Origin of the sequence: Cupriavidus phytorum, from assembly GCF_003254285.1 — a bacterium.
GTDB lineage: Bacteria > Pseudomonadota > Gammaproteobacteria > Burkholderiales > Burkholderiaceae > Cupriavidus > Cupriavidus phytorum.
The window spans coordinates 894,558-921,448 of the sequence record NZ_QKZN01000001.1; the positions used below are offsets into that span (position 1 = coordinate 894,558).

24 protein-coding genes are annotated in these 26,891 nt (G+C 68.6%); 15 read left to right on the forward strand and 9 right to left on the reverse strand.

From position 1 onward, the window contains the following. Positions 1-77 precede the first annotated feature (77 nt). A complete protein-coding gene (locus C7416_RS03850) occupies positions 78-902 on the forward strand; it encodes an IclR family transcriptional regulator (RefSeq protein WP_111517187.1) in 825 nt (274 codons plus the stop codon). A gap of 22 nt (positions 903-924) precedes the next feature. On the opposite strand, the gene C7416_RS03855 is transcribed toward C7416_RS03850, so the two are convergent. Continuing rightward, entirely contained in the window at positions 925-1,569 is a 645-nt protein-coding gene (locus tag C7416_RS03855) for a uracil-DNA glycosylase family protein (protein WP_111517188.1), read from the reverse strand. A gap of 181 nt (positions 1,570-1,750) precedes the next feature. On the opposite strand from C7416_RS03855, the gene C7416_RS03860 reads away from it, so the two are divergent. Further along, positions 1,751-3,256, forward strand: a complete 1,506-nt coding sequence (locus tag C7416_RS03860; protein WP_111517189.1) for a PQQ-dependent sugar dehydrogenase — start codon at positions 1,751-1,753, stop codon at positions 3,254-3,256. A gap of 27 nt (positions 3,257-3,283) precedes the next feature. On the opposite strand, the gene C7416_RS03865 is transcribed toward C7416_RS03860, so the two are convergent. Beyond that, positions 3,284-4,294 carry a tripartite tricarboxylate transporter substrate binding protein gene (locus tag C7416_RS03865; protein ID WP_111517190.1) on the reverse strand — a complete coding sequence of 337 codons (1,011 nt, stop codon included), beginning with the start codon at positions 4,292-4,294 and terminating at the stop codon, positions 3,284-3,286. A 25-nt stretch (positions 4,295-4,319) separates the two neighbouring features. Then, positions 4,320-5,501, reverse strand: coding sequence for a M20 aminoacylase family protein (locus C7416_RS03870; protein ID WP_111517191.1), 1,182 nt, complete (start codon positions 5,499-5,501; stop codon positions 4,320-4,322). A gap of 156 nt (positions 5,502-5,657) precedes the next feature. On the opposite strand from C7416_RS03870, the gene C7416_RS03875 reads away from it, so the two are divergent. From C7416_RS03875 to C7416_RS03885, 3 genes are all read left to right on the forward strand, one after another. Then, positions 5,658-6,566 carry a LysR family transcriptional regulator gene (locus C7416_RS03875; protein WP_111517192.1) on the forward strand — a complete coding sequence of 303 codons (909 nt, stop codon included), beginning with the start codon at positions 5,658-5,660 and terminating at the stop codon, positions 6,564-6,566. A 130-nt stretch (positions 6,567-6,696) separates the two neighbouring features. After that, positions 6,697-7,293: an AraC family transcriptional regulator gene (locus C7416_RS03880; RefSeq protein WP_111517193.1), complete on the forward strand. Its 597-nt coding sequence runs from the start codon at positions 6,697-6,699 to the stop codon at positions 7,291-7,293. Positions 7,294-7,372: 79 nt separating this feature from the next. Continuing rightward, positions 7,373-8,275: a LysR family transcriptional regulator gene (locus tag C7416_RS03885; RefSeq protein WP_111517194.1), complete on the forward strand. Its 903-nt coding sequence runs from the start codon at positions 7,373-7,375 to the stop codon at positions 8,273-8,275. 27 nt (positions 8,276-8,302) lie between these two features. Here the strand turns inward: C7416_RS03885 and C7416_RS03890 are convergent, their stop codons facing one another. From C7416_RS03890 to C7416_RS03900, 3 genes are read right to left on the reverse strand one after another with little or no spacing between them, the layout of a single operon-like run. Continuing rightward, a complete protein-coding gene (locus tag C7416_RS03890; protein ID WP_111517195.1) occupies positions 8,303-9,835 on the reverse strand; it encodes a class I adenylate-forming enzyme family protein in 1,533 nt (510 codons plus the stop codon). Between the two features lie 44 nt (positions 9,836-9,879). Next, on the reverse strand, positions 9,880-11,088 hold the full coding sequence (locus tag C7416_RS03895) for an acetyl-CoA C-acetyltransferase (RefSeq protein WP_111517196.1): 1,209 nt from the start codon (positions 11,086-11,088) through the stop codon (positions 9,880-9,882). 40 nt (positions 11,089-11,128) lie between these two features. After that, a complete protein-coding gene (locus C7416_RS03900) occupies positions 11,129-12,442 on the reverse strand; it encodes an acetyl-CoA hydrolase/transferase family protein (protein WP_111517495.1) in 1,314 nt (437 codons plus the stop codon). 305 nt (positions 12,443-12,747) lie between these two features. Between C7416_RS03900 and C7416_RS03905 the strand changes: the two genes are divergently transcribed. The 10 genes from C7416_RS03905 to yedA all read left to right on the forward strand — a co-directional run bounded on the left by C7416_RS03905 (position 12,748) and on the right by yedA (position 23,420). Further along, positions 12,748-13,914 carry an acyl-CoA dehydrogenase family protein gene (locus tag C7416_RS03905; protein WP_181461151.1) on the forward strand — a complete coding sequence of 389 codons (1,167 nt, stop codon included), beginning with the start codon at positions 12,748-12,750 and terminating at the stop codon, positions 13,912-13,914. A 153-nt stretch (positions 13,915-14,067) separates the two neighbouring features. Beyond that, a complete protein-coding gene (locus tag C7416_RS03910; RefSeq protein ID WP_240988295.1) occupies positions 14,068-14,412 on the forward strand; it encodes a hypothetical protein in 345 nt (114 codons plus the stop codon). A gap of 100 nt (positions 14,413-14,512) precedes the next feature. Then, positions 14,513-15,730 carry a TolC family protein gene (locus tag C7416_RS03915; RefSeq protein WP_111517198.1) on the forward strand — a complete coding sequence of 406 codons (1,218 nt, stop codon included), beginning with the start codon at positions 14,513-14,515 and terminating at the stop codon, positions 15,728-15,730. Continuing rightward, on the forward strand, positions 15,727-16,296 hold the full coding sequence (locus C7416_RS03920; protein WP_111517199.1) for a hypothetical protein: 570 nt from the start codon (positions 15,727-15,729) through the stop codon (positions 16,294-16,296). The genes C7416_RS03915 and C7416_RS03920 overlap by 4 nt, the downstream gene beginning before the upstream one ends. Beyond that, positions 16,296-17,414 carry an efflux RND transporter periplasmic adaptor subunit gene (locus C7416_RS03925; RefSeq protein ID WP_111517200.1) on the forward strand — a complete coding sequence of 373 codons (1,119 nt, stop codon included), beginning with the start codon at positions 16,296-16,298 and terminating at the stop codon, positions 17,412-17,414. The genes C7416_RS03920 and C7416_RS03925 overlap by 1 nt, the downstream gene beginning before the upstream one ends. Positions 17,415-17,423: 9 nt before the next feature. Beyond that, positions 17,424-20,528 carry an efflux RND transporter permease subunit gene (locus C7416_RS03930; protein ID WP_111517201.1) on the forward strand — a complete coding sequence of 1,035 codons (3,105 nt, stop codon included), beginning with the start codon at positions 17,424-17,426 and terminating at the stop codon, positions 20,526-20,528. A gap of 52 nt (positions 20,529-20,580) precedes the next feature. Next, a complete protein-coding gene (locus C7416_RS03935) occupies positions 20,581-20,967 on the forward strand; it encodes a hypothetical protein (RefSeq protein WP_111517202.1) in 387 nt (128 codons plus the stop codon). Positions 20,968-21,053: 86 nt separating this feature from the next. After that, on the forward strand, positions 21,054-21,938 hold the full coding sequence (locus C7416_RS03940; RefSeq protein ID WP_111517203.1) for an SDR family NAD(P)-dependent oxidoreductase: 885 nt from the start codon (positions 21,054-21,056) through the stop codon (positions 21,936-21,938). 196 nt (positions 21,939-22,134) lie between these two features. Then, positions 22,135-22,320 carry a hypothetical protein gene (locus C7416_RS03945; protein WP_111517204.1) on the forward strand — a complete coding sequence of 62 codons (186 nt, stop codon included), beginning with the start codon at positions 22,135-22,137 and terminating at the stop codon, positions 22,318-22,320. A 224-nt stretch (positions 22,321-22,544) separates the two neighbouring features. Then, a complete protein-coding gene (gene yedA / locus C7416_RS03950) occupies positions 22,545-23,420 on the forward strand; it encodes a drug/metabolite exporter YedA (RefSeq protein WP_111517205.1) in 876 nt (291 codons plus the stop codon). A gap of 25 nt (positions 23,421-23,445) precedes the next feature. On the opposite strand, the gene C7416_RS03955 is transcribed toward yedA, so the two are convergent. The 3 genes from C7416_RS03955 to C7416_RS03965 form a co-directional block, all read right to left on the reverse strand. Then, positions 23,446-24,138 carry a GntR family transcriptional regulator gene (locus C7416_RS03955; RefSeq protein ID WP_111517206.1) on the reverse strand — a complete coding sequence of 231 codons (693 nt, stop codon included), beginning with the start codon at positions 24,136-24,138 and terminating at the stop codon, positions 23,446-23,448. Positions 24,139-24,279: 141 nt separating this feature from the next. Beyond that, on the reverse strand, positions 24,280-25,893 hold the full coding sequence (locus C7416_RS03960) for an OpgD/OpgG family glucan biosynthesis protein (RefSeq protein WP_111517207.1): 1,614 nt from the start codon (positions 25,891-25,893) through the stop codon (positions 24,280-24,282). Between the two features lie 107 nt (positions 25,894-26,000). Then, a complete protein-coding gene (locus C7416_RS03965; protein ID WP_111517208.1) occupies positions 26,001-26,783 on the reverse strand; it encodes a TerC family protein in 783 nt (260 codons plus the stop codon). Positions 26,784-26,891: the final 108 nt, after the last annotated feature.

Genomic DNA, 26,891 nt, shown 5'->3' on the forward strand with positions numbered 1-26,891 from the left:
ATAATCTGAAACGTTCTGTTCCGGATTTTATTTTCCAATGTCGGAATGGAAAGCCCAATCGCGAGGAGACGCCGGTTGTGAAACAGAACCTGACAATGCCGTTTCAGAATCGCACTGCAACAGAGGACGGGGTGCCGGAGGAGGATGCCCGCAGCCTGCGCGTGCTGGCGGTGCTGTCCAGCCTGGCGCGGGCGCAGCAGCCACAGACGCTGTCGCAGCTGTCGCAGCGCCTGCATGTGCCCAAGGCGACGCTGATGCGCCTGCTGGCGGCGATGGAGCGCAGCGGCTTCGTGGTGCGCATGCCGGCCGAGCGCGGCTATGTGCCCGGGCCGGCCGCGGCGGCGTTGTCGCTGCAGACGCTGCGCAGCCCGCCGCTGCTGCGCGAATGCCGCGGCATCCTGGCCCGGCTGGTGGCGCGGCTGGGCGAAACCTGCAACCTGACCGCGCTCGACGGCGACCGCGTGCTGTACGTCGAGCGCGTGGAAACCCACGAGCCGCTGCGGCTGCAGCTGTCGCCCGGCATCCATGTGCCGCTGCATTGCACCGCCAGCGGCAAGCTGTTCCTGTCAGCGATGAACCGGCTCGAACGCCAGCAGACACTGCGGCACCTCGACCTCTCCGTGCACACGCCGCGCACGCTGTCCGACCTGCCGGTACTCAACGCCGAACTGGACCGCCTGGCCGCGCGCGGCATCGGCGTCGACCACGAGGAATTCGTGCGCGGCATGTGCGCGGTGGCGGTGCCGGTACGCGAACCGGACCGCGCCGGATCGGCCCGGGTGGTGGCGGCGATCGCCTGTCATGCGCCGACGGCGCGGGCCTCGCTCGAAGCGTTGCTGCAGGCGGTGCCGACGCTGCAGGGTGCGGCGAAGGAGATGGCGGCGGTGCTGTGTACGCATTGAGCCTGTCTACGGCGCTGCGCGTTCAGCCGGATGCCTTCCCATGCGGCAGTATCCGCGCGACCCGCTCCCGCAGCATCGGCAGCACCTCCGCCTCGAACCATGGATGCTGCTTGAACCACGGCTGGTTGCGCGGCGACGGATGCGGCAGCGGTATGAAGCCAGGTGCGTAGTCCTGCCATGCCCTGACGGTTTCGGTCAGTGTGGGCTTGCGGCGCGACCCGAGGAAATGCCGCTGCGCGTACTGGCCGACCAGCAGGGTCAGCGCGATCGACGGCAGTTGCGCCAGCAGGCGGTCCATCCACAGGGGCGCGCATTCGGGGCGCGGCGGGTTGTCGCCACCCTTGCCGCGGCCCGGATAGCACAAGCCCATCGGGATGATGGCGAATTGCGAGGCATCGCAGAAGGTGGCGTCGTCGACGCCGAGCCACTGTCGCAGCCTCTCGCCGCTGGCGTCGTTCCATGGAATGCCGGTCTCGTGCACGCGCGTACCCGGTGCCTGGCCGACGATCAGGATGCGCGCGCCGGCGCCGGCGCGCACCACCGGTCGCGGGCCCAGCGGCAAGTGCTGTGCGCAGGCGCGGCAGGCCCGGACCTCGGTCAGCAGGGATTCAAGCGTGGCGGGTTGGGGGCGCAGGGTTTGGTCAGGCGGGGGCGGCTTGGCTGGCATCGCTGGTTGTCCGGAATGCGCGCTTTCGAGCGGAGCCGCAGTGGTTGGCCGATGCCGCGCGCATGACATATTTTACAAGGGCAAGGCGCCCCCGCCGCCGGACCCGCCGGCGCAACGCATGCGCAGCCGCGAAGCGGCTCCCGCATGCCAGGCGGTGCCGCGGCCGTCACAGGAGCCCGCCATGCCGGACGCACTTCACCATGCACTTCGCCATGCACTTCGCCGCTTCACCATCGCGTGCTGTGTGGGCCTTGCAGCCTGCGGAGGCGGTGGTGGCGGAGGCGAAAGCGGCGGTGCGGGTGATGCCGGCGGTGGAGGAGGCGGCGGCGGTGGCGCGGGGGGCAACGGCTCACTGACGATTGCGATCTCGGGCCTGCCGTCGGGGACCCCGGCGGCCATCACGGTAGCGGGGCCGGGCCAGTTCCGCCAGGCCGTGGTCCAGTCGACCACGCTATCGAACCTGGCGCCAGGCAGTTACACCGTCACCGCGGACAGCGTGCTGACGGGCAATGCGTTGCGCAAGCCGCAGCTGCCTTCACAGGCGGTCGCAGTGGCCGCAGGCGCGGGTGCGACCGCCAGCGTGGCCTACGGTGCGCCGGAATCGATGCAGTTGTCTTTGGCGCAGGTGCCCGGCGAATTCTCCGCGCCGATTTTCCTGACCGCGCCCGCCGGCGATGCGCGCCTGTTCGTGGTGGAGCGCGCCGGCCGTATCCGCGTCGTGCGCGATGGCGCGCTGCTGGCCACGCCGTTTCTCGATATCGCCGCGCTGACCACCACCGACGGCGAGCGCGGACTGCTGTCGATGGCGTTCGACCCGGACTATGCGAGCAACGGCCGCTTCTACGTCTATTACACCGACACCGCTGGCGCCATCACCATCGCGCGCTACCAGGTCTCGGCCACCAATCCGGACCTTGCCGACGCCACAGGCACGGTGCTGTTGTCGATTCCACACCCCACCTTCTCCAACCATAACGGCGGCCAGCTCGCCTTCGGCCCCGACCGCATGCTCTATATCGGCACAGGCGACGGCGGCGGTGGCGGCGATCCGGCGGGCAACGCGCAGAACGCGGCGACGTTGCTCGGCAAGATGCTGCGCATCGATGTCAGCGGCGCGGCGGGCTACGGCGTGCCGGCCGGCAACCCGTTGCTCGGCCAGTCCGGCAGCCGCGGCGAGATCTGGGCGCTCGGGCTGCGCAACCCGTGGCGGTTCTCGTTCGACGCCGGGTCGTTGTATATCGCCGATGTCGGCCAGGAGCAGCGCGAGGAAGTCGACGTGGCACCGTCCACCAGCGCGGGCCTGAACTACGGCTGGAACCTGACCGAGGGCACCGCGTGCGTGGGCGCCGCCACCTGCGACAAGAGCGGACTGACCATGCCGGTGTTCGAGTACGGCCACGAGGCAGGCGGCTGTGCCATCGTCGGCGGCTACGTGTATCGCGGCAGTGCCAGCCCGGCGCTGCGTGGACGCTATTTCTACTCCGATCTGTGCACGGGCAAGCTGCAGAGCTTCGTGTATCGCGATGGCGTTGCCAGCGAGCCAGTCGACTGGAACGTCACGGTACCGGGCAGCGTGTTCTCGTTCGGCGTGGACGGCGCGCAGGCGCTCTATGTGATGGCCGATCCGGGCACGTCAGCGAACAGCGGGCGGGTCTACCGGATCGATGCCTCGGGCGGCACGCCCTGATGCCTGGCCGCCGCGCCCGGCTGCGCCTCAGGCGGCGTTGGTCTTGCGGCCGACGCCCTGGATCAGCTTGTTGACGCGCGCCAGGTACTGCTCGAACATCCGGTTGGCCTGTTCCTGGCTGTCGATCGGCTGCAGCACGGTGCGGCCCTCGGCCTCCAATTTGGCGCGGATCTCCGGCTTGGCCAGCGCTTCGCCGATGGCCTTGCGCAGCACCGCCACGCGCTCTGCCGGCGTGCCCTGCCTGACGAAATAGCCGCCGCCGATGGTGTATTCGAAGTCCGGCACCAGCTTGCTCTGCGAAATCAGCGGTACCGACTTGAGCGCGGGCGGCAAGGCGCGCGAGAAGCTGGTCAGGATCTTCAGCCGGCCCTGCTGCTGCATGCTGTCGAAGCTGGACTGGTAGGGCAGGATGGCGAAGTCGACCTCGCCGCCGGCAAGACCCTGCAGCGCCGGGGCGCCGCCCTTGTAGGGCACGTGCAGGAACGGCACGCCCAGGCGCGCGGCCAGCGCATCGCCCATCAGGTGATAGATCGAGTCGATGCCGACGGTGGCGTAGGTCAGCGACTTGCCCTTGCCCTGGCGCGCGAACTCGATGAACTTGTCCAGGCTGTCCGCGGCGATGCCATTGCGGACCATCAGCACGATATTGGCGTCGCTGATCGGCGCGGCCAGCAAGAAGTCCTGCGGCTTGTAGCGTGCCGCGGGGTTCAGCAGCGGCGCCAGGAAGACCTCGTTGATCGAGCCATGGAAGAAGGTGTAGCCGTCGGCCGGCGCGGCCAGCACCTTGTTGGCGCCGATCAGGCCGGTGCCGCCGCCGTAGTTCTCCACCACCACCTGCTGGCGCACGCTCTTGCTGATCGATTCGCCGAAGATGCGCGCCGACGCATCGCTGGCGCCGCCGGCGGGGTAGGGCACCACCAGCGACAGGGCCTTGGCGGGAAAGGTCTCCGCGGCAAATGCCGGCAGGCCGGACAGTACGGATGCGCCGGCGGCAAGGCCGGCGTGTTGCAGGAAGCGACGGCGGTTCAGGGTAGCCATGGGGGTTGTCTCCTCGGTTTCTTGTTCAGGCCAGATAGCTTTGCGCCAGGTGCGCCCAGAATGCGGCGCCGATCGGCAGGGCCTTGTCGTTGAAGTCGTACAGCGGGTTGTGCACCATGCAGCCGCCGTCTTCGCCCAGGCCGTTGCCCAGCCGGATATAGGCGCCGGGGCGATGCTCGAGCATGTAGGCGAAGTCTTCGCTGCCCATCACCGGCGGGCGCTCGACCACGTTGTCGGCGCCTACTAGCCGGAGCGCGGCCTGGCGCGCGAATTCGGTCTGCGCGGCGTGGTTGACCAGCACCGGATACTTGCGCTCGTAGACCACCTCGGCCTCCAGGCGGAAGCTCTGCGCCTGGGCCGTGACGAAGGCCTGGATGCGCTCTTCGACCAGCGTGCGCACGCGCGGGTCGAGCGTGCGCACGCCGATCTTGAGGGTGGCGGTGTCGGGCACCACGTTGTAGGTGCTGCCGGCCTGCAGGGCCCCCACGGTGATGACCGCCGACTTGAGCGCGTCGATCTCGCGGCTGACGATCGATTGCAGCCCCAGCACCATGCTGGCCGCGCCCTGCATCACGTCGATGCCATGGTGCGGCATGGCGCCGTGCGCGCCGCGTCCGCGCAGCGTCACCGTGGCCCGGTCGAACGAGGCCATGGCGGGGCCGGTGATGACGCCGATCTGTCCCACCGGCATTCCCGGCGAGTTGTGCAGCGCGTACACCTCGTCGCACGGGAAGCGCTCGAACAGCCCGTCCTCGAGCATGCGCAGCGCGCCGCCTTCGTTTTCTTCGGCCGGCTGGAAGATCAGGTTCAGCGTGCCGTTGAAATCGACCGACTCGGCCAGATAGCGCGCGGCACACAGCAGGATCGCGGTGTGGCCGTCATGGCCGCATGCATGCATCTTGCCCGCGATGGTGCTGGCATAGTCCAGTCCGGTCTGTTCCTGGATCGGCAGCGCATCCATGTCGGCGCGGATGCCCAGCGCCTTGCTGCCGCGGCCCTTGCGCAGCGTGCCGACCACGCCGGTGGTGCCGAGGCCGCGATGCACGGCATAACCCCATGCCGCCAGCTGCTCGGCGACGAGGTTGCTGGTCTGGCGCTCTTCGAACGCCAGCTCCGGATGCGCGTGGATCTTGCGCCGGATCGCGACGAATTCCGGCGCGAGGGTCTGGATGGATCGCTGCAGGTCGGCGGGTAGGGTGTGGGTCATGGGGGTAGGGAACGTGGTGGTTCACCGCATTCTCTCCGCAGCCGCGCGCCGAAACCATGACAACGATAGCGACAAATCGTTGTATAGAATGCAACGATAAGACATCGCGGCTGCGCCGGTGCGAGATCGTGGCGTGCCGACAGGGGAGACCAGGAGATGGAAGACGTGCTGGACCGCAAGCGGGCGCTGTGCCTGCTGCAGATCATCGAGACCGGCTCGGTGCGCGGCGCTGCAGAAGTGCTGGAACTGGACCCATCGGTGGTCAGCCGGGCCGTGGCCAAGCTGGAGCAGGACACCGGTCTTACGCTGCTGGAGCGGCGCGGGCGCGGCGTGGTGGCCACCGACGCGGGACGGCTGCTGGCGCTGTTTGCCCGGCGCCAGCAGGACCTGAACGACACCTTCGTGGCCGAGGTCAACAACCTGAAGAACGCCCAGCGCGGCCATGTCGAATTGTCCTTTGGCGAGGGCTTTGTCGACCTGGTGCTGGAGCCGGTACTGCAGGGCTTCCTGCGCAAGCATCCCGACGTTACCTGCAGCATCCAGGTGGCGGGCACCGACGAGACCGTGCGGCTGCTACTGGAGGACCTGGCCCATATCGGGTTCGTGTTCCAGCCGCCCGACGATGCGCGGCTGCATTCGCACTACTCGCGGCTGTCGCCGATCCGCGCGCACGTGCACAAGGACCATCCGCTGGCGCGGCGCCGCCGCGCGCTGACGCTGGCGGACCTGGCGCAGCACCAGGGCGCGTTCCTGGCCGGTTCGTTCGGCGTGCGCAAGCACGTGCAGGCAGCCGAGCTGGACGAGCACATCACGCTCAAGCCAATGCTGGTCACCAACTCCTTCAGGGTGCTGTGGGAGTACGCGGCGATGGGGCTGGGCTATATCCTGACGGCGCGCTCGGTGCCGCTGAAGGAACCGCAGCTGCGGCAGCTGGTGTCGCTGCCGCTGGCCAATCCCATCCTGAACAACAGCCGCATCCATATCCTGACGCGTGCCGGCCGGCATTTGTCGCCGGTCGCGGACGGCCTGCTGCGGCACCTGGTCAAGGCGTTTCCGGCGGCCTGAACCGGCACGGGGAGCTGGCATGCGGCGGCGGCGAACGGAGTGTTCGGGAATGGCAGAGGCGCGCGCGCCGGATTGCGGCGATCATGCAGTCTGATCCTGTCCGCCCCTCGCCGACCTTCCCAAATCCGCCATGCAAGTCCATCTGCAGTCTTCCATGCACGCCAGCCTGCAGCAGCTGTGGCTGGCGTTTCCGCTGTCGGTCGGCGCCGAGCGCGGCCGGGTGGTGGTCAGGCGGCGTGGCTACGAACGGGTGCTGCTGGCCGGCCAGCAGGCCATCATCGAACCGTTCGAAGCCTTTGCGCTGCGCCTGGATGGCAGCAGCGCGCAGCCGGCGGCATGCACGCTCGAGATGCGGGGGCTGGCCCCGGCACACCCGTCGGAATGCCTGCACCACCGCATTGCCAAGCGCGTGTTCCTGCAGCCGCAGTACGCCTGGAGCGCGGCCTTTATCGCGGAGCGGCTCGGCATGTCGGCGGCCCAGCTGCGCCGCGCGTTGTTCGCGCAGGGGACCGCGCTGACCGACCTGTGCCGCACGCAACGGCTGATGCGGCTGCTGTTCGACGTAATGGCGGGCGACGCGCCGCCGGGCGAGGCCAGGCGGCGTGTCGGGTGGCCTGCCAACAGTGATGTCGACAGCGCATTCTATGACCGCTTCGGCGTCTCGCTCGAGGCCGCGCGGCGGCTGGCCGGCGCGCCCGCGATGCCGCGGCAGCGCTCGGTGGCATGACGCGTGTGCCGCGGTTTGCGAGATAATCCGGCGAGTTAATCCGGCGAGATAAGCCGCCGTTGTGCCCGGGAATGATGTCATGCGTTTTGATCTGGTCGACCTGAAACTGTTCACGCATATCGCGGAGGCACAGAGCCTGACCGGCGGGGCGCAGCGCTCGCACCTGTCGCTGGCCGCGGCCAGCACGCGCATCAAGAACCTGGAGGAACACGTCGGCGTCAAGCTGCTGAGCCGCAGCAGCCAGGGTGTGAAGGTGACCGGGGCGGGCGAGACCCTGCTGGCCCATGCGCGCCGCGTGCTGCGCCAGCTGGAGCAGCTCAGCGGCGACCTGCAGGAATATGCGGCGGGCGTCAAGGGCCATGTGCGCGTGTTTGCCAACACCACCGCCATGAGCGAGTTCCTGCCGGCGGTGCTGCGCAGCTACCTGGTCAGCCATCCGGACGTGACCATCGACATGCATGAACGGCTCAGCCCGGACATCGTGCGCGCGGTGCAGGAGGGCATCGTCGATATCGGCATCATCGCCGGCAACGTGCGTACCGAAGGGCTGGAGGTCATGCCATACCGGCGCGACCGGCTGGTGCTTGCCACTGCGCTGAGCCATCCGCTGGCCGAGCGCGAGCGCGTGGATTTCATCGACACGCTCGACTACGACTTCATCGGTCTGCCCGAGGACAGCGCCATCCACAACTTCCTGAAGCGCGCCGCGGCGGACCTGCAGCGCAGCCTGCGCTGGCGCGTGCAGGTCAGCAATTTCGAGACCGCGTGCCGCATGGTCGAGGCCAATGTCGGCCTGGCCGTGCTGCCCGAGACCACCGCGCGCCGCCATGCCAGGGCCATGGCGCTGCGCATCGTCCAGCTCGACGACGAATGGGCCGAGCGCCAGCTGCAGATCTGCGTGGCCGACCTCGACGCCTTGCCGCTGTTCGCACGCAAGCTGGTGGACCTGCTGGTCGAAGACGGGCAGGGGCGCCAGGACTGAAGCCGCGGCGCCGGCGGGCACGGCCAGCTACGGCTGGCCCGCCAGCAGCTGGCGCAACTGGTGCTTGAGCAGCTTGCCGCTGGCGGTCGCAGGCATCGCCGCCACGCGCACGATCCGCTCCGGGCGCTTGTAGGGCGACAGGCGCCCCACCAGGTAGTCATGCAAGGCCGGCGCGTCGAAGCGCTCGCCCGCGCGGATCTCGACGAAGGCGACCACTTCCTCGTTGCCGTCCGCGGCGGGCTGGCCGAGCACGGCCGACACGCGCACCGACGGATGCGTGTTGAGCACCGATTCGACCTCGATCGGGTAGACGGTGAAGCCCGAGCGGATGATCAGGTCCTTGGTGCGGCCGACGATAAACAAGGCGCCGTCGGCATCCAGCCGCCCGATATCGCCGGTGTTGAGCCAGCCGCCGGGGCGCAAGGCCTCGGCGGTCAGGTCCGGCGCGCGGTAGTAGCCGCGCATCACGCCCGGCCCGCGGATCCACAGTTCGCCGGGCTGTCCCGGCGGCACCGGCTTGCCGTCGGGCCCGATCACCTGCAGGTCGGCGCCCGGGACGATCTCGCCGGCGGCGCAATCGGCGCGTGGCCGGTCCAGGCGCGTCACGAACATCGATCCGGCGTACTCGGTCATGCCGTAGCCATGGTGCAGCGGCTGGCCGAATGCCGCCTCGACATCGCGCTTGAGCGTGGGGTCGAGCGGGCCGCCGCCGGTGTAGAGATAGCGCAGTCGCGGCGACGGCTGCAAGGGCGCGCCCGAAGCCCGCACGTGGGCCAGGATGCGGCTGAACATGGCCGGCACGCCCTGCAGCAGCGTGATCGCGCCGTCGCGGATTGCCGCGGTCAGGTCCGCCGCGTTGAAGCGCGCGCACAGGTACAGGCTAGCGCCGGCGTGCAGCGTCGACACCAGCAGCGTGCCTAGCCCGAACACATGCGAGATCGGCATCACCGCGTAGGCGCAGTCGTCCGGCTGCATGCGGCGCGAGGCCACGGTTACGTCGGCAAAGTGCAGCAGGCCGCGGTGGGTGACCATCACCCCCTTGGGCTGTCCGGTGGTACCCGAGGTGTAGATCAGCGCGGCCACGTCGCGCGCCAGCGCTTCGGGCTCGCGCGTGGCCGTGTCGTCGACGGCGCCGGCCATCAGCGGGCCCAGGCCGGCCGGGGCAATTTCGCGGGCGCGATAGCGCACGCCGTGGCGCAGCGCATCCGGCGACGCCGCGTGGGTGAACAGCATCAGCCGCGGGTGGCAGTGGGCGCGGATCACCTCGATCTCGCGCTCGGACAGGCGCGCGTTGACGACCACCGGCCATGCGCCCAGCTCCGCCAGCGCGAACACCAGCGTCACCACCGCCAGGCAGTTCTCGGCCACCACCAGCACCCGGTCGCCGGTGCCCACGCCCTGCGACTGCAGGTAGCGCTGCGCGTCCTCGATGCCGGCCCACAGCTGCGCATAGGTGGTGCTACGGTCTTCCTCGAACACGGCGACATGGCCGGGCGTGTGCGCGGCCCAGTGGCGCGGGATGTCGCTGATGCGGGTGAGGGGGGCTCGGTCTGGTGGCATGTTTCAGGCGTCCTGGGGCGGACCAAGTGTCCGCCGCTGCGGCATCAATAGCGTTCGAACACCGCGGCAATGCCCTGGCCGCCGCCGATGCACATGGTTTCCAGGCCGTAGCGGCCGCCGCGGCGCTGCAGTTCGTGCAGCAGCGTGGCCAGGATGCGCACGCCGGTGGCGCCGATCGGATGGCCCAGCGAGATCCCCGAGCCATTGACGTTGAGCTTGTGCTCGATCGCATCCTGGTCCTGCCAGTCCCAGCCCTTGAGCACGGCAAGCACCTGGCAGGCAAAGGCCTCGTTCAGCTCGACCAGGTCCATCTGCTCCAGCGTCAGGTTCAGGCGCGCCAGCAGCTTCTTCACCGCCGGCACCGGGCCGATGCCCATGTGCGAGGGCTCGCAGCCGGCAGCGGCCCAGCCCACCAGCGAGGCCATCGGGGTCAGGCCGAGTTCGGCGAGCTTGTCCTCGGCCACGATCAGGCAGGCGGCCGAGGCATCGTTCTGCTGGCTCGCATTGCCCGCGGTGACGGTGCCGTTCGGCATCAGCACGCGCAGCTTGGACAGGCTCTCGAGCGTGGTCTGCGGGCGGAAGCCTTCGTCGCGCGTGAACGCAACCGGCTCGCCCTTGCGCTGCGGCACCTGCACCGGGACGATCTCGGCATCGAAGCGGCCGGCCTCCCACGCCGCCGCGGCGCGCTGGTGGCTGCGCACGGCAAAGGCGTCGGCTTCCTCGCGGCTGATGCCGTAGTCGCGCGCCAGGTTCTCGGCGGTCTCGATCATGCCGGAGATCTTGCCGAAGCGCTCCACCGGCTGCGAGCGTTCGCGGCCGCGGTCGAGCCGGTCGAAGAAGCGCACGTTGCCGGAGCGCGCGCCCCAGCGCATGTCGGTGGTGTAGTACTCGATATTGCTCATGCTCTCGACGCCGCCCGCGATCACCACGTCGGCGGCGCCGCTCTGCACCATCATCGATGCCGTGACGATGGCCTGCAGGCCGCCGCCGCAGCGGCGATCCAGCTGCATGCCCGGCACTTCCACCGGCAGGCCGGCCTGCAGCGCGGCCCAGCGGCCCACGCACGGCACTTCGCTGTTGGCGTAGGACTGGGCGAAGACGACGTCGTCGATGCGCGCCGGGTCGATGCCGCTGCGTTCCACCACCGCACGCACGGCGGTCGCGGCCAGTTCCTCGACCGGGACCGGACGCAGGCTGCCGCCGAAGGTGCCGACGGGGGTGCGAAGGGGGGTGACGATTGCAGCTCTGCGCATGGAAGTCTCCTTGGAATTCGGTATCGGATGAACCATCAAGTTAGTCGGTGGGCGCCATTCCGGGAAGGTTGGGAAGGGCGACGAAGGCCGCGCCGCACTGGCGCAGCAGCGCATGGGCCTGGCGCTCCAGGTCGGCGCGGTGTTCGGGGGCAGCGATGTCCAGCATGCGGCGCACGCGCTGCGACAGGGTCTGGCCGCGCAGGTCGGCCACGCCATGCTCGGTCACGATCAGCCCGGCATCGGCGCGCGGCGTGCTGACCGGGCCGGACAATTGCGCGACGATGCGGCTCGCGCCCTTGGCGGTGGCGGGCAGTGCCACGATCGGCAGGCCGCCGCGGCTGCGCGCGGCGCCGCGCAGGAAATCCACCGCGCCGCCGACCGCGCCGACATAGACGCCGGCGGCCACTTCGGCATTGACCTGGCCCGTCAGGTCGACCTCGATCGCCGCATTGATCGCGGTGAGCTTGTCCACGCTGGCAAGCACTTCGGGATGGTGGGTATAGGCGGTTTCGCGCAACTGCAGCCGGGGGTTGCGATGTGCCCAGCGCCGCAGCCGCTCGCTGCCCATCAGGATGCCGCCGATGCCGATGCCCGTATCGATGCTCTTGCGTGCGTTGGTCAGCACACCGGCCTCGGCCAGCGCGGCAATGCCGTCGCCCACCGCGCCGCTGTGCAGCCCCAGGTCGCGGCGGTCATGCAGCGCCGCCACCACCGCTTCGGGCAGGTTGCCGATGCCCATCTGCAGGGTCGCGCCGTCTTCGACCCAACCGGCGATATGGCGGGCGATGGCCTGTTCGGCCGGACCGGGAGCGCCGCGCTCGAGGCTGATGGGCGGGAATTCCGCCTCGATCCGCAGGTCGATCTGTTCCGCGGTGAGATAACGGCTGCCGTGGGTCCACGGCACCTCGGGGTTCACTTCGGCAATGATCACGCGGGCGCGGTCGAGCGCGGCGGGCAGGTATTCATGCACCAGGCCCAGGCTGTGGCGCCCCTGTTCATCGGCGGGCGACACCTGCACCAGCACCACGTCGGCGCGCAGCGTGCCGTGCCGGATCAGTCCCGGCAGGTGCGAATAATGGCTTGGCACGATGTCTAGCACGCCCGCGCCGGCGAGCCGGCGGTGTGGCCCGCTGGCGGCATAGCCGAAGAAGTCGATGACGTCGGCGTGTTCCGGCTGCAGCGTGTCCGACTGGCCGATGCCGACGAAGACGCTGAAGCGCCCGCCGCGCGCGATGGCATGGCGGTGTGCCACCAGCGCGCGCGTCAGCGTCAGCGGCTCGGCGGTGGCTTGTCCCCACCAGAGGTGGTCGCCGGGGCGGATCAGGGTTTGCAGTCGGGAGGCCAGGTCGTGCATGTCCACGGGGAAACGTTCGGTCGGCACGCGGCCGGACATAGGGCGGCGGGTGCCGGATAGCCCGAAGCATGTCGCCAAAGCCGCGTTTGCGCTATTCGACAATGCCAATGGCCGGCTTTGGCGATTGCGAAACTGGCGAACGGGCTGAAAGAGGCGCCGCCTGCCCCGACTTAAGCCGCGTGGAAGGCGCGCTTTCGGAATCGCTGATTGCCCCGCCGGCCGAACGCCGCGACCATGGCGGCTATCACGCGGCGTCGGCCATCCGCCACGCCGCCACCGACACAGACCGACCGCAAGGCAGCGCCATGATCGAACAGACCCTCTCGAACAATTTCCACGAAATCCGCGATGCCATTCGTGCGCTGTGCGCCGAGTTTCCCGACGAGTATTTCCGCAAGGTCGATGAACAGCGCGCCTATCCGGAGGCCTTCGTCAATGCGCTGACCGCGGCGGGCTGGCTGGCGGCGCTGATTCCGCAGGAATACGGCGGCTCCGGCCTGGGCCTGACCGAGGCCTCGGTCATCATGGAAGAGATCAACCGCTGCGGCGGCAATTCCGGCGCCTGCCATGGCCAGATGTACAACATGGGCACGCTGCTGCGGCACGGCTCCCAGGCGCAGAAGGAAAAGTACCTGCCGAAGATCGCCTCGGGCGAATGGCGCCTGCAGTCGATGGGCGTGACCGAGCCCACCACCGGCACCGACACCACCAAGATCAAGACCTCGGCGGTGAAGAAGGACGGCCGCTACGTCGTCAACGGCCAGAAGGTGTGGATCAGCCGCGTGCAGCACAGCGACTTCATGATCCTGCTGGCGCGCACCACGCCGCTGGCCGACGTGAAGAAAAAGAGCGAGGGCATGTCGATCTTCATGGTCGACTTGCACGAGGCGCAGAAGAAAGGCCTGACCGTGCGCCCCATCCCCAACATGGTCAACCACGAGACCAACGAACTGTTCTTCGAGGACCTGGAGATTCCCGAGGAGAACCTGATCGGCGAAGAGGGCAAGGGTTTCAAGTACATCCTCGATGGCCTCAATGCCGAGCGCACGCTGATCGCCGCCGAGTGCATCGGCGACGGCTACTGGTTCATGGACCGGGTCACGAAGTACGTGAAGGAACGTCAAGTGTTCGGCCGCCCCATCGGCCAGAACCAGGGCGTGCAGTTCCCCATCGCCGAGTCGTTCATCGAACTCGAGGCGGCCAACCTGATGCGCTGGAAAGCCTGCGAGCTGTTCGACAAGCACGAGTCCATGGGCGCGCAGGCCAACATGGCCAAGTACCTGGCCGCCAAGGCCAGCTGGGAGGCCGGCAACGCCTGCCTGCAGTTCCACGGCGGCTTCGGCTTTGCCTGCGAATACGATGTCGAGCGCAAGTTCCGCGAGACGCGCCTGTACCAGGTGGCGCCGATCTCGACCAACCTGATCTATTCCTTCGTCGCCGAGCACGTGCTGGGGCTGCCGCGCTCGTTCTGAGCGGCACGGAGGTCTGGGCAGGCACCGGCCGGCGTGGCGACCCTGCCCTGATCGTGCCGGCGATGCTTGGTCCCGGGCGACGCTTACGGCATCCGGCGCCACGGCCTTACTCCATTGCCGGCAGCTCGGGTAGAATCCCGCCCTATGTCGCGCATGATTGCCTTGCTCCTGATGCTGATCCTGCCGCTGCAGGCGTTGGCCGCAGCGCAGCGGCAGCTCGCGCACGCCGCCGGCTTTCCGCCGGACCACATGGCCGCGCACGCCGGGCACATTCCGCATCACCATGATGAGGACGGCGAGATCGCCTTCGACGACTCCACCGCGTCCGCGTCGCACCAGCTCGACTTCGACTACGGCACCCACTTCCAGGCGCCATTGCCGGCCGGCATGGTGCCGCCGCTGACGCTGCAGACGCAGCGCGAGCCGTCATTCCTCGGCGGCCATATCCCCGACCCGGGCTGCAGTCCCCCGTTACGCCCCCCTCACGCGCCCGCCTGACGGCGGGGCGCTGATCTGCTGATTGCCTGCCGTGGCGCAATGTCTTTGCGCCGCGCCCCGCCGCATTGCCTGTGTTGTCGCAATCTGCGTTGGGGATTCCATGCACAAGTTCTTCATCTCCGTGGTGGCGTCGGCGTTGCTGATGCCCGCGGCCCATGGCCAGTCCGCGCCGGCCGATCTGCGCGCGCTGTTCGATGCCGCCTGGGAGCGCTCCGTCGCCTTCCAGGCCATCGAGGGGCGGCGCCTCGAGGCGGCGGCCAGCCGGGTCCAGGCCGACTCGCTGATCGCCGGGCCGCCCACGCTCGGGCTGCTGCACCGTGACGACCGCTGGACCGAACGGCGCGGCCTGCGCGAGAGCGAGGTCCAGCTGGGCGTGCCGGTGTGGCTGCCGGGCCAGCGCGCGGCACGCGGCGATCTCGCCGACGCCCAGGCGGCCGAGGCCGAGGCCGGCGCCGCGCTGGCGCGGCTGAATCTGGCCGCCGAAGTCCGCGAGCGCGTCTGGCAGCTGGCGGCCGCGGAAGGCGAGCGCGAGGTGATGCGGCGCCGCGCCGGCATCGCCGCGTCGCTGCGCGACGATGTGCGCCGGCGCGTCAACGCCGGTGACCTGGCGCGTACCGACCTGCTGCTGGCGCAGCAGGACGACCTGGCGGCGCAGGGCCTGCTCGCCGACAGCGAGGCCCGCGTGGTCGAGGCGAAGGCGCGGCTGCTGCAAGTGACCGGCGTCTCGGCGCTACCGCTACGGTACGACGAAACGGCGGCGCCGGCGGCAGACCCTGCCGGCCATGCCATCACCCATCCGCGCCTGGAAGCAGTGCAGCAGGCCATGCTGCGCAGCGAACGACAGCTGGGCTACCTGCGCAAATCGCGCCGCGACCCGCCGGAAGTCGGCGTGATGTACCGCAACGATCGGGCCGGCGGCGGCATGCCGGGAGACCAGACCGTCGGCGTGTTCGTCAGGATCCCGTTCGCCACGGATGCGCGCAACCTGCCGCGCGAAACCGCCGCGCAGACCGAGCTGATGACAGCGCGGGCCGAACTGGAGCGGACCGAACGCAACCTCCGCGCCGAGATCGACGCGGCGCAGGCCGCGTTGCGGCTGGCCGAACAGCAGCTCGGCCTGACGCAAGAGCGCAGCGCCACGCTGTCCGAACGGGCGGCGCTGCTGCGCAAGACCTTCAATGCCGGCGAGATCGGCTTGCCGGAAGTGCTGCGCGCGCAGAACCAGGCGCTGGAAGCCGAGGCCGACCTCGTACGCCAGCGGGCCCGCCGCGGCATCGCCATTGCCACCCTCAACCAGGCGCTCGGAGTCCTGCCATGATCCGCCAGTTGTTGCTTACCCTGTTACTAATGCTCGCGATCGCGGTGCCGGCAGCGCACGCCGGCCCGGGTGCCCACGGCCCCAATGGCGAGCACCTTGACGCGCCCGCCGACGCCGGTGCGGCGGCACACGCCCAGCCGACCATCGAAGCCCATACGGAGGCGTTCGAACTGGTGGGCACCCTCGCCACGGATGAGCTCTCCGTCATGGTCGACCGCTACGTCACCAACGAGCCGGTGCTCGACGGCACGCTCGAGGTCGAGTTCAACGGCATCAAGGCCCAGGGCAAGCTGCACGCCGATGCCGGAGACTATGCCTTTACCGACGAGAAGCTGCTGCGGGCGCTGCGCCGGCCCGGCCCGCATGCGTTGGTATTTACGCTCGTCACCGGCAACGACTCGGACCTGATTGAAGGCACCCTGAACGTTGCCGCGGACGAACACGACCACGGCATCGCGTGGTGGCAGGCGCGCTGGCCGTGGCTGGTCCTGCTTGCTGGGGTCGTGGCAGCAGGCGCCTGGGGCGTGAAGCGCCGCGTTGGCAAAAGGAAAGGAGGCACGGCGTGATGAAACCCACCAAAGTCGCAAGCCTGGCGGTCGCGCTGGCCGCCTGGACAACCGTGCCGGCGCTGGCCGGGCCCGGCGCGCACGGCCCGAACGGCGAACACCTCGATGCACCAGCCGCGGTGTCGGGCAGTGGCCTGGCGCGGCTGCCAGACGGCAGCGTCCAGGTGCCCAAGCTGGCCCAGCGCCGCATGGGCATACGGACCGCGATGCCGCAGCAAGCCGCGCACCCCGTCACCGTTGAACTGAACGCCGTGGTGGCGATCGATCCGAACGCGGGCGGGCGCCTGCAGGCGGGCCACCCGGGCTGGATCGAACCGCCGCCGGGCGGCTTCCCGGTGCTGGGGCAGCGCGTCAGCAAGGGCCAGGCGCTGGCCGTGCTGCGCCACAAGAGCGAGCCCTTCGACATCGGCAACCAGCAGGCGCAGTTCGCCAATCTCAGCGCCAGCCTGAAGCTGGCGCGGCAGCGGCTGCAGCGGCTGGAATCGCTGACGGACAGCATCCCGCGCAAGGAAATCGAAGCGGCCCGCGCCGAGGTCCAGAGCCTGTCCGGCCAGCGCGATGCGGTCGGCAAGAGCCTGCACCAGACCGATACGCTGACCGCGCCGGCCAGCGGCGTGATCGCCAGCGCCAATGTGCTGGCAGGGCAGGTGGTTGCCGCCGGAGACGTGCTGTACGAGGTGGTCGACCCCGCCCGCCTGCTGATCGAGGCCAGCAGCGCGGACAGTTCGCTGGCCAACCGCATCAAGGGCGGTGCGCTGGCCAGCAGCACCAGCGGCAAGCTGGCATTCATCGGTGCCGGCCGCAGCCTGAAGAATGGCGCGGTACCGCTGACGTTCCGGCTGAGCGGCAACGACGTGCCGCTGGCGGTCGGCCAGCCCGTGACCGTGGTAGCCACGCTGAGCGATACCATCCAGGGCATCGCGCTGCCCAGCGAGGCGCTGGTGCGCAACGCCAGCAACCTGCCGGTGGTGTGGATCAAGTCCGGCACGCAGCGCTTTATCGCGCAGCCGGTCGAGGCGCGCGTGCTCGATGCGCGCACCGTGGTCGTGATCCGCGGACTGTCGCCGGAGAACCGGGTGGTGGTGTCCGGCGCGGCGCTGATCAACCAGATCCGCTGAGGGGCGCGCATGTTCAACTGGATCGTTCGCGCCAGCCTGGGTAACCGGCTTTTGGTATTGGCCTTCGCCTTGATCCTGATGGTCTACGGCGGGCTCACTGCCTGGCGCACGCCGGTCGATGTGTTCCCGGACCTGAACAAGCCGCTGGTGACCGTGATCACCGAAGCCGGCGGCATGGCGCCGCAGGAAGTCGAGCTGCTGGTGTCGTTCCCGATCGAGACCGCGCTGAACGGCATGCCCGGCGTCACGCGGGTCCGCTCGGTGTCCGGCGTCGGCCTGTCCATCGTCTACGCCGAGTTCGACTGGGGCAGCGATATCTACCGCAACCGCCAGCTGGTGTCGGAGCGGCTGGCGCTGGTGAAGGAGCAGTTGCCCGGCGGGCTCACGCCCATCCTCGGGCCGGTCTCGTCGATCATGGGCGAAATCATGCTGATCGCGTTGCCGATCGATCCGGCCCGCGCCAGCCCGATGCAGGCGCGCGAGTATGCCGACTTCGTGCTGCGGCCGCGCCTGCTGTCGGTGCCTGGCGTGTCGCAGGTGATCCCGATCGGCGGCGAGGTGCGGCAATTGCGGGTCGAGCCCGATACCGCGCGCATGGCGCAATTCGGCGTGACGCTGGCACAGGTGCAGGCTGCCCTGCGCGACTTCGCCGCCAATACCAGTGGCGGCTTCATCGACCTGAACGGCCGCGAATACCTGATCCGCAATCTCGGCCGCACCAACCGGATCGACGACCTCAAGGGCCTTGCGGTTGCCTACCAGGACGGCGTGCCGGTGCTGCTGGAGCAGGTAGCCCAGGTACGCTACGCCGCGGCGCTCAAGCGCGGCGACGCCGGCTTCAACGGCAAGCCCGCGGTGATCGTCAGCGTGCAGAAGCAGCCCGCCGCCGACACCGTGCGCCTTACGCGCGACCTGGAAGCCGCGCTGGGCGAACTGAAGCAGGGGCTGCCGCAGGGCTTGTCCGCGCCGCAGGTGCTGTTCCGCCAGGCCGACTTTATCGAGGCCTCGATCGGCAACGTGGTCGAGGCGCTGCGCGACGGCGCCATCATGGTGACGGTGATCCTGTTCGCCTTCCTGCTGAGCGCGCGCACCACCGCGATCTCGCTGGTGGCGATACCGCTGTCGCTGGCGGTCTCGGCGCTGGCCTTCCACCTGCTGGGCCAGTCGATCAACGTGATGACGCTGGGCGGCCTGGCCATCGCCATCGGCGAACTGGTCGACGATGCCATCGTCGACGTCGAGAACATCCAGCGCCGGCTGCGGCAGCGCGCCGCCATGGACGACCCGCCATCGGTGCTGGAGACGATCTGGCGCGCCTCGGTCGAAGTGCGCTCCGGCATCGTCTATGCCACGCTGGTGGTGGTGCTGGTGTTCGTGCCGCTGTTTGCGCTGCCGGGTATCGAAGGGCGGCTGTTCGCGCCGCTGGGGATCGCCTACATCGTATCGATCCTGGCGTCGATGCTGGTGTCGATGACGGTGACGCCGGTGCTGTCGTACTACCTGCTGCCGCGGATGAAGCGGCTCGAGCATCCCGACAGCCCGCTGGTGGCGTGGCTCAAGCGGGTCGATGCGCGCATCCTGGACTGGTCATTCCCGCGCGCGCGGGCAGTGCTGGCGGTGGCCGCGCTCGCGGTGGTGCTGGCGGCCGCCACCGTGCCATGGCTGTCGCGTGCCTTCCTGCCGGGCTTCAACGAGGGCTCGATGGTGATGTCGCTGATGCTCAATCCCGGCACCTCGCTGGCCGAAGCCAACCGCATCGGCGCGCTGGCGGAATCGCTGATCCGGCAGGTGCCGGAAGTGACCCGGGTGGGCCGCCGCACCGGCCGCGCCGAACTGGACGAACATGCCGAGGGCGTGCATGCCTCCGAGATCGACATCGACCTGAAGCCTTCCGCCCGCAGCCGCGAGCAGGTGATGGCCGCGATCCGTGCGCAGCTTGCCGGGCTGCCGGCGTCGGTGGCGATCGGCCAGCCGATTTCGCACCGGCTCGATCACCTGCTGTCCGGCGTGCGGGCGCAGATCGCGCTGAAGATCTATGGCGATGACCTCGATACGCTGCGTGGCCTGGCGGAGAACGTGCGCGGGCGGCTGGCCACGATCCCGGGCCTGGTCGATATCACGGTCGAGCGCCAGGTGCTGATTCCGCAGGTCAATGTGCGGCTCGACTATCGCAAGGCCGCGCAGTACGGCATCCCGGCCGGCGAGGCGCTGAAGGCGCTGCAGACCTTGTCCGACGGCACGCGCGTCACGCAGCTGATCGACGGCGTGCGCCGCCATGACCTGGTGGTGCGCCTGCCCGATAGCGGCCGTACGCCGCAGGACCTGTCCCGGGTCATGCTGGACTCTCCGCGCGGCGCGGTGCCGTTGTCCGCCATCGCCAGCGTGGAGGAGGGCGACGGCCCCAACCAGATCGGCCGCGAGAACGGCCGGCGCCGCATCGTGGTCTACGCCAATACCGACGGCTCCGACATGTCGAAGATCGTCGGCGCGGTGCGCGAAGCGGCGGCGCGTGCCGGACTGCCTGGCGGCTATTTCGTCAGCATCGAGGGCCAGTTCCAGGCGCAGGAGCAGGCTACGCGGCGCATCGTGCTGCTGTCGCTGGTGTCGCTGGCGCTGATCTACCTGGTGCTCTACTCGCGCTACCGCTCGGCGACCCTGACGCTGGTGATCATGGCCAACATCCCGTTTGCCTTGATCGGCAGCGTGATCGCGATGTGGATGGCGGGGCTGAGCCTGTCGGTGGCGTCGATGGTCGGCTTTATCACGCTGACCGGCATTGCCACGCGCAACGGCATCCTGAAGGTCAGCCACTATATCAACCTGTGCCGCTTCGAAGGCGAGACCTTCGGCATCCCGATGATCGTGCGCGGCTCGCTCGAGCGGCTGACGCCGGTGCTGATGACCGCGCTGGTCGCGGCGTTCGCGCTGGTGCCCTTGCTGGTGTCGGCCGATGCGCCCGGCAAGGAGATCCTGCATCCGGTGGCGGTGGTGATCTTCGGCGGGCTGGTCAGTTCGACCCTGCTCGATTCCATGCTGACGCCGCTGGCGTTCTGGCTGTTCGGGCGCCGCCCGCTGCAGCGCATCCTGTCGCAGCAGCCGGAGGAGACGTATTGATTCAGGGCTTAGGCAGCGGCGCCCGCAAGCCGCTGCAGCAACGGAGTAAGCGATGAAGAAACAGATCTCGGCCATGGTGTTTGCCGGCAGTCTCGCACTGTCCGGGTTTTCCGGCGTGGCCATGGCGCACGGCGCCAAGCCTGCGCAATACGGCGGCATCGTGCAGGTCGCCAGCGACCTGCAGTTCGAACTGGTGAACCGGGATGGCGCGGTCACGATTTATGTCGACGACCATGACAGGAAGCTCCCCGTGGCCGGTGCCAGCGGCAAGCTGACGGTGCTGACCGGCACCCGCAAGACCGAAACGGCGCTGAACCCCGGCGCCGACAATGCGCTGGTCGCAGCCGACAAGCTGCAATGGCAGGCCGGCTCCAAGCTGGTGGCGACGATCCGGTTTGCGGACGGCAAGACCGTCACGGCGCGTTTTGTGACGAAATGACGGGCGTTCCCTTGACTCTTAGCGTTACCTGGCAACACTTATTGGATCGCTTGTTTCAAGAACCTTCATGCTGACCAGGAGGCGCCATGGACCGCCGCAAACTCATTCTGAACGGTGTGCAACTGGGCGCCGGCCTGGTCATGGCGCCGTTGCTGACCATCGCTGCTGCATCGGCGCAACCCGCATCCAGTCCCGCGGCAAGGTCCGCCGCGACACCCGTTCAACGCAGCCGCGGTCGTAAAGCCCGCATCTTCATCACTGGTTCGTCCGACGGTCTCGGTCATGCGGCGGCGCGGACGCTGCTCGGCGACGGGCATGAGGTCGTGGTGCACGTTCGCTCCCAGGCGCGGCTGCCCGCCGTCAGGGAGCTCGTGGAGCAGGGTGCCATCGCGACCATCGGCGATCTTTCCGACCTCGAGCAGACACGGGACCTGGCCCGGCAGGTCAACGCCATTGGCATGATGGACGCGGTGATCCACAACGCGGGGATCCTGTCAGGGTCCCAGGTCCTGATGGTCAACGTGGTCGCGCCGTACCTGCTCACGGCGCTGATCCGGCGCCCCAGGCGGCTGATCTACCTGAGCAGCAGCATGCACAAAGGCGCCAGGGTGAGTCTTGACCGCATCGACTTTTCCGGGCGTACCGGGACAGCTGGCTATTCTGAAAGCAAGCTTTTCATCACGACCCTGGCGGCAGCCGTGGCGCGGCTGTGGCCCGACGTGTACAGCAACGCAGTCGATCCGGGCTGGGTTCCCACCAAGATGGGTGGTGCGAATGCGCCGGACGACCTTCGGCTGGGGCATCTGACCCAGGAGTGGCTGGCTACCAGCAACGATCCGCGGGCGCTGACCAGCGGCGGGTATTGGTACCACCAGCGGTTGCAGGAGCCGCATGCCCTCGTCCGCAACACGAAATTCCAGGATCGGTTGCTGGGCGAACTGGCCAGCGTGACAGGAACAAGACTGGTTTGATGCCAAGATCCGGCGATCGAGCGATCGAGCGATCGGGCCTCCGCCTTGACCGTCACACAATCCACGGAGAAGTATTTCATCCGGCACAGCTTGTGGTGTCCCAGCATACGTACTTTCACCTAATGCTGCATTGCGTCAATTCTTTTGCTACAATCAGGGAAAACCCCATAAGGGTAATCCCGAAAGGAAGGACGCCATGAACACCCAATCCGATATCAAGCTGACCGATCAACTGGAACGCCAACTCATCGAGCGCGAGCTCGGCACGCAAGGCCTGGGCTTCGCCCACGACGTCAAGCGCGCCATCGCCACCGTGCAATCGGTGATCGAGCGCCTGCAAAGCCAGGCCCGCCAGGCCAAGGTGGCTTACGCCAACGGCTGATCGCTGACACCGGCAGTACGGTAGTTGCGGCCCGTCCGGGCTGCGTTGAAGAACCGGCCATACGTGCGCCCGCCCGGGTGAACGCGGCCGGTTTTGTTTTGCCTGTGGCGTTGGAGTGCTTTGTGAGCAACTTTCACAAGGCTTGCCAGCGCTTTTCGTTTTGCCGCGGCGACGGACAAGGCTATCTTGGATGCCTTTCCCGCACCTCGTTAGTCGTCCGCCCCATGTCCCCGCTTGTGCTGCTGTGCCTGCTGATCACCTATGTGGTCTGGGGCACGACCTACCTGGCGATCCGCTTTACGCTGGAGAGCTTTCCGCCGCTGTTCATGATGGGCACGCGCTTCCTGTGCGCGGGCCTGCTGCTGGCCGCGTGGCTGGCCTGGCGCGGCACGCCGATGCCGTCGGCGCGGCAATTGCGCCATTGCGCGGTGCCGGCGCTGTTTCTGCTGGTGGGAGGCATGGGTCTGACTGCCATTGCCGAGCAGACCATTTCCTCCGGCGCCACCACGGTGATGATCGGGTCGATGCCGATCTTCGCGCTGATCTGGGGCGCGTGCTTCGGCAACCGGCCAAAGTGGTATGAGTATGTGGCGATCGCGATCGGCAGTGCCGGCATCCTGGTGCTGACCGCGGGCGCGGAATTCCAGGTCAGCACCGGCGGCGTGGTGGCGCTGCTGCTGGCGGTGGCGAGCTGGTCTTTCGGCTCGCAGCTGGCGCGCCGGCTGGACCTGCCGCCAGGGGCGGCGGCATTTGCCGCGGAGATGGTGATCGGCGGCGCGGTGCTGATGGCGCTGTCGCTGCTGCGGCAGGAGCCGTGGCCGTCTTCCGTCAGCGCGCAGGCCGGCTGGTCCTGGGTCTACCTGGTGGTGGCGGGTTCGCTGGTGGCGTTCTCCGCCTACATGTACCTGGTCTCGACGGTCAGCCAGACCCTGGCGGCGAGCTATGTCTACGTGAACCCGCCGGTCGCGCTGGCCATGGGCGCGTGGCTGGGCGGCGAACAGATCGCGCCGCAGACGCTGGGCGCGGTGGTGCTGATCCTGGCGGCGCTGCTGGTGCTGAGCCTGGGCACGCTGCGCACGGCGCGGACCCAGGCGGCCTGAGCGCGCCGCCGGCGTGGGGCCGGCCTCAGCTACCCGACTGCTCCTGGATCCACAGCGACAGCCGCACCTTGTAGGCCTGCTGGATATGCCGGCGCGCGATCTGCTCGGCCAGCGTCGGATCGCGCTGCTCCAGCGCTTCGACCAGCGAGATGTGCTCTTCGTACGAGCTGCGCGCACGCCCCGGCACCGCCAGCGTGGTGCGGCCCAGCAGCGCCATCGACTCGTGCAGCGAGCGCAGCGTCTTCAGCAGGTAGCGGTTGTGGGCGCAGCGGTGCAGGGTTTCATGGAACAGCCGGTTGTTCAGCGCGAGCCGGTCGGGGTCGTTGGCAATGGCAAGATCGCGCTCGACGATATCGCGCAGCAGCGAGATCTCGACGTCGGTGGCGTGGCGCGCGGCCAGCGCGGCGGCGGTGCCCTCCAGCACTTCGCGCATCACGTACAGCTCGCTGACCATGCTGGCGTCGAGCTGCGTCACCATCATGCCGCGGTTGGGCTCGTTGACGACCAGGCCCTCGGATTCCAGCCTGGACAGCGCTTCACGCACGGGCGTGCGCGACAACCCCAGCGACTCGGCCAGTTCCACCTCGCGCAGCCGGGTGCCGGGGGAAAGCTGGCCGGCCTGGATGGCGGCGCGCAGCTGCTGGTAGGCGCGCTCCGAGCGCGGGAGCGATGCAGCCTGGCCGCTTTCGGCGGCGCCGGCGAACTCTTGAGAAATCATGTGAGGCTGGCGGATGCAGTGGAACTGTCGTAGCCAGCCATCATACCCGCTCGCGCCCGCCTGACATCACGGTGTCGCAATAAGGTGTAAAGGGGGCTGGCGCGGCGCCAGCCCCGCGCAGCCTGGTGACCGAAAAGGGCGTCAGCCCGCCGGCGACTGGAACGGATGGTACTGGTACAGCCAGGTTTCCGACAGCGGCTTGCCGTTCAGGCGCAGGAACAGCCGCAGGTCGACCGGCTGGGTGCCATCGGTGGTCAGGTCGAACTGGGCGCGCCAGTGCCCCGCCACGCCGTTCGGCACGGCTTCGGTGAAGACGTAGGAGAAGGTGCCGCGCGAGGCGGTCAGCACCGCTTCGGGTTTGACGCCGAAGGGCAGTTTCTCCAGCGGCGCGCCCTTGAACTCGACCATGAACTTGCGCACCCCCTTGGGCCGCGGCTGGCCGGGCTGGCCGCCGTTGCCCAGGCGCGTGGCCACGCAGCGCGCCAGCGGGGTCGGGTAGGGCTCGTCGGCGGCCCAGTGCAGCCGATAGCGCAGGCGGTAGGTGTTGCCGGCCTTGGCCGGCGCCTTGGGCACCCACATGGCGACGATGTTGTCGTGGATCTCGTCGTCGGTGCGCAGCTCCACCAGCTGCACCGAGCCGGCGCCCCAGCCGTCGCGCGGTTCCACCCACAGGCTCGGGCGGCGCTCGTAGTTGACGCCGTCCTGGTAGTGGTCGAACAGGCGGTCGCGTTGAAGCAGGCCGAAGCCCTTCGGGTTTTCGTCCGAGAACGCCGACGCCGTGGTCTGCGGCGGGTTGTTGAGCGGGCGCCAGATATGCTCGCCGGCGCCGTTCCACAGCGCCAGGCCGTCGGAGTCGTGCACCTCGGGGCGCCAGTCGACCGCGGTGCCCTTGATGCTTTCGGAGAACCAGTACATCGAGGTCAGCGGCGCCAGCCCCAGCCGGGCCACGTCCTTGCGCAAGAACAGCACGCATTCGACGTCCATGATCACGGCCTTGGCGCGCTGCATGACGAAGCGGTAGGCGCCGGAGATGCTGGGCCCATCCAGCAGCGCGTAGACCGTGACGGTGTCGCTGTTGCCCTCGGGCGTTTCGAACCAGAAGTGGGTGAAGGCGGGGAATTCTTCCTGCTTGCCGGCTTCGGCCACGTCGATGGCGATGCCGCGCGCGGACAGGCCGTACTGGTACAGCTCGCCGATGGCGCGGAAATACGAGGCGCCGAGGAAGGCCACCCAGTCGTTCTTGCGCCAGTCGCGGGTTTTCTGGTCGCCCAGGCGGCTTTCCTGGAAGCGGAAGCCGGCAAAGCCGCTGCCCGGGGGCAGCTTGTGCGCGGGGCTGTCGGCCGGCATGTCGAAGTAGGCATCGTCGTAGACGATCTCGCGGGCCTTGCCGGTGCCGCCTTTGGCACGCTCGATCACATGCATGCGCACCGGGCTGCGGAAGTAGGTACCGAGGTGGAAGAACGTGACCGGGAACTGGCCGGGGCCGCTGGCAAAGAGCGCGTCCTCGGTGCGGAAGCGGATCTTGCCGTGGGCGTCGTAGTCGATGCGGGACAGCACGTCCGCCGGCGGCGCGGGCGGCGGCGCGTAAGGCTTGCCGGCCAGGGCGCGGGCGCGCTCGATCAGGGCGTCGAAGCCGAACGGCTGGGCCTCGCCTAGCTTGATCCGGCTGGCTGCCAGCACCGATGGGGTAATGCCGAGCGCGGCAAGCGCGGCGGAGGCGGTGGCAGAGACCAGCAGGGTTCGGCGATTCATCATGTGGTGAAAGCGTCCTTTTATTGTCCGGGATTGTGCAGAACTGTAAAAGACGCCGGCGCCGCGGAAAAGTTCGGACACCCTCTGTTACAGCGGGTGGCGCCGGCGCCTCACGGTATCTCGCGCACCTCGTTCGCCTCGCTTGCCTCGCGGGCGGCGCGGCGCTGCCGGCGCCGTTGCCGCGCCAGCATGTTCAGCCCCTCGACCGCGGCCGAGAACGCCATCGCCGTATAGATGTAGCCCTTGGGCACGTGCGTGCCGAGCCCTTCGGCGATCAGCGTCATGCCGATCATCATCAGGAAGGCCAGCGCCAGCATCACGATGGTCGGGTTGCGGTTGATGAAGTTGGCCAGCGGCGTCGCCGCGAACAGCATCGCCATCACCGCCGCGATCACGGCGACGAACATGATCTGCACGTGTTCGGTCATGCCGACCGCGGTAATGATGCTGTCGATCGAAAACACCAGGTCCAGCACCAGGATCTGGCCGATGGCGGCGGCAAAGCTGTGCACCGCCTTGGTGGTGCCGCCTTCCTCGCCTTCCTCGGCGGCGGTGACGTGGTGATGGATTTCACGCGTGGCCTTCCACACCAGGAAGCCGCCGCCCGCGATCAGGATCAGGTCGCGCCACGACAGGCCATGGCCCAGCACGGTGAAGAGCGGCTGGGTCAGCGTGACGATGAAGGCGATGGTCGCCAGCAGGCCCAGGCGCAGCAGCAGCGCCAGGCTGATGCCGATCTTGCGCGCCTTCTCCCGCATCTCTACGGGCAGCTTGTTGGTCAGGATCGAGATGAAGATCAGGTTGTCGATCCCCAGCACGATTTCCATGGCCACCAGCGTGGCCAGTGCCGCCCAGGCGGCGGGATCCTGCAGCAATGCCAACGTCGCTTCCATGGAGGCTCCGGAGTGATGGGAGGGCGCATGCAGGCTTCATGTTAGCGCAGCGTCGCATGGCCGCGCAGCCTGTCACAGAAAGATAAAGGCGTGTTCGACTGGGTTACG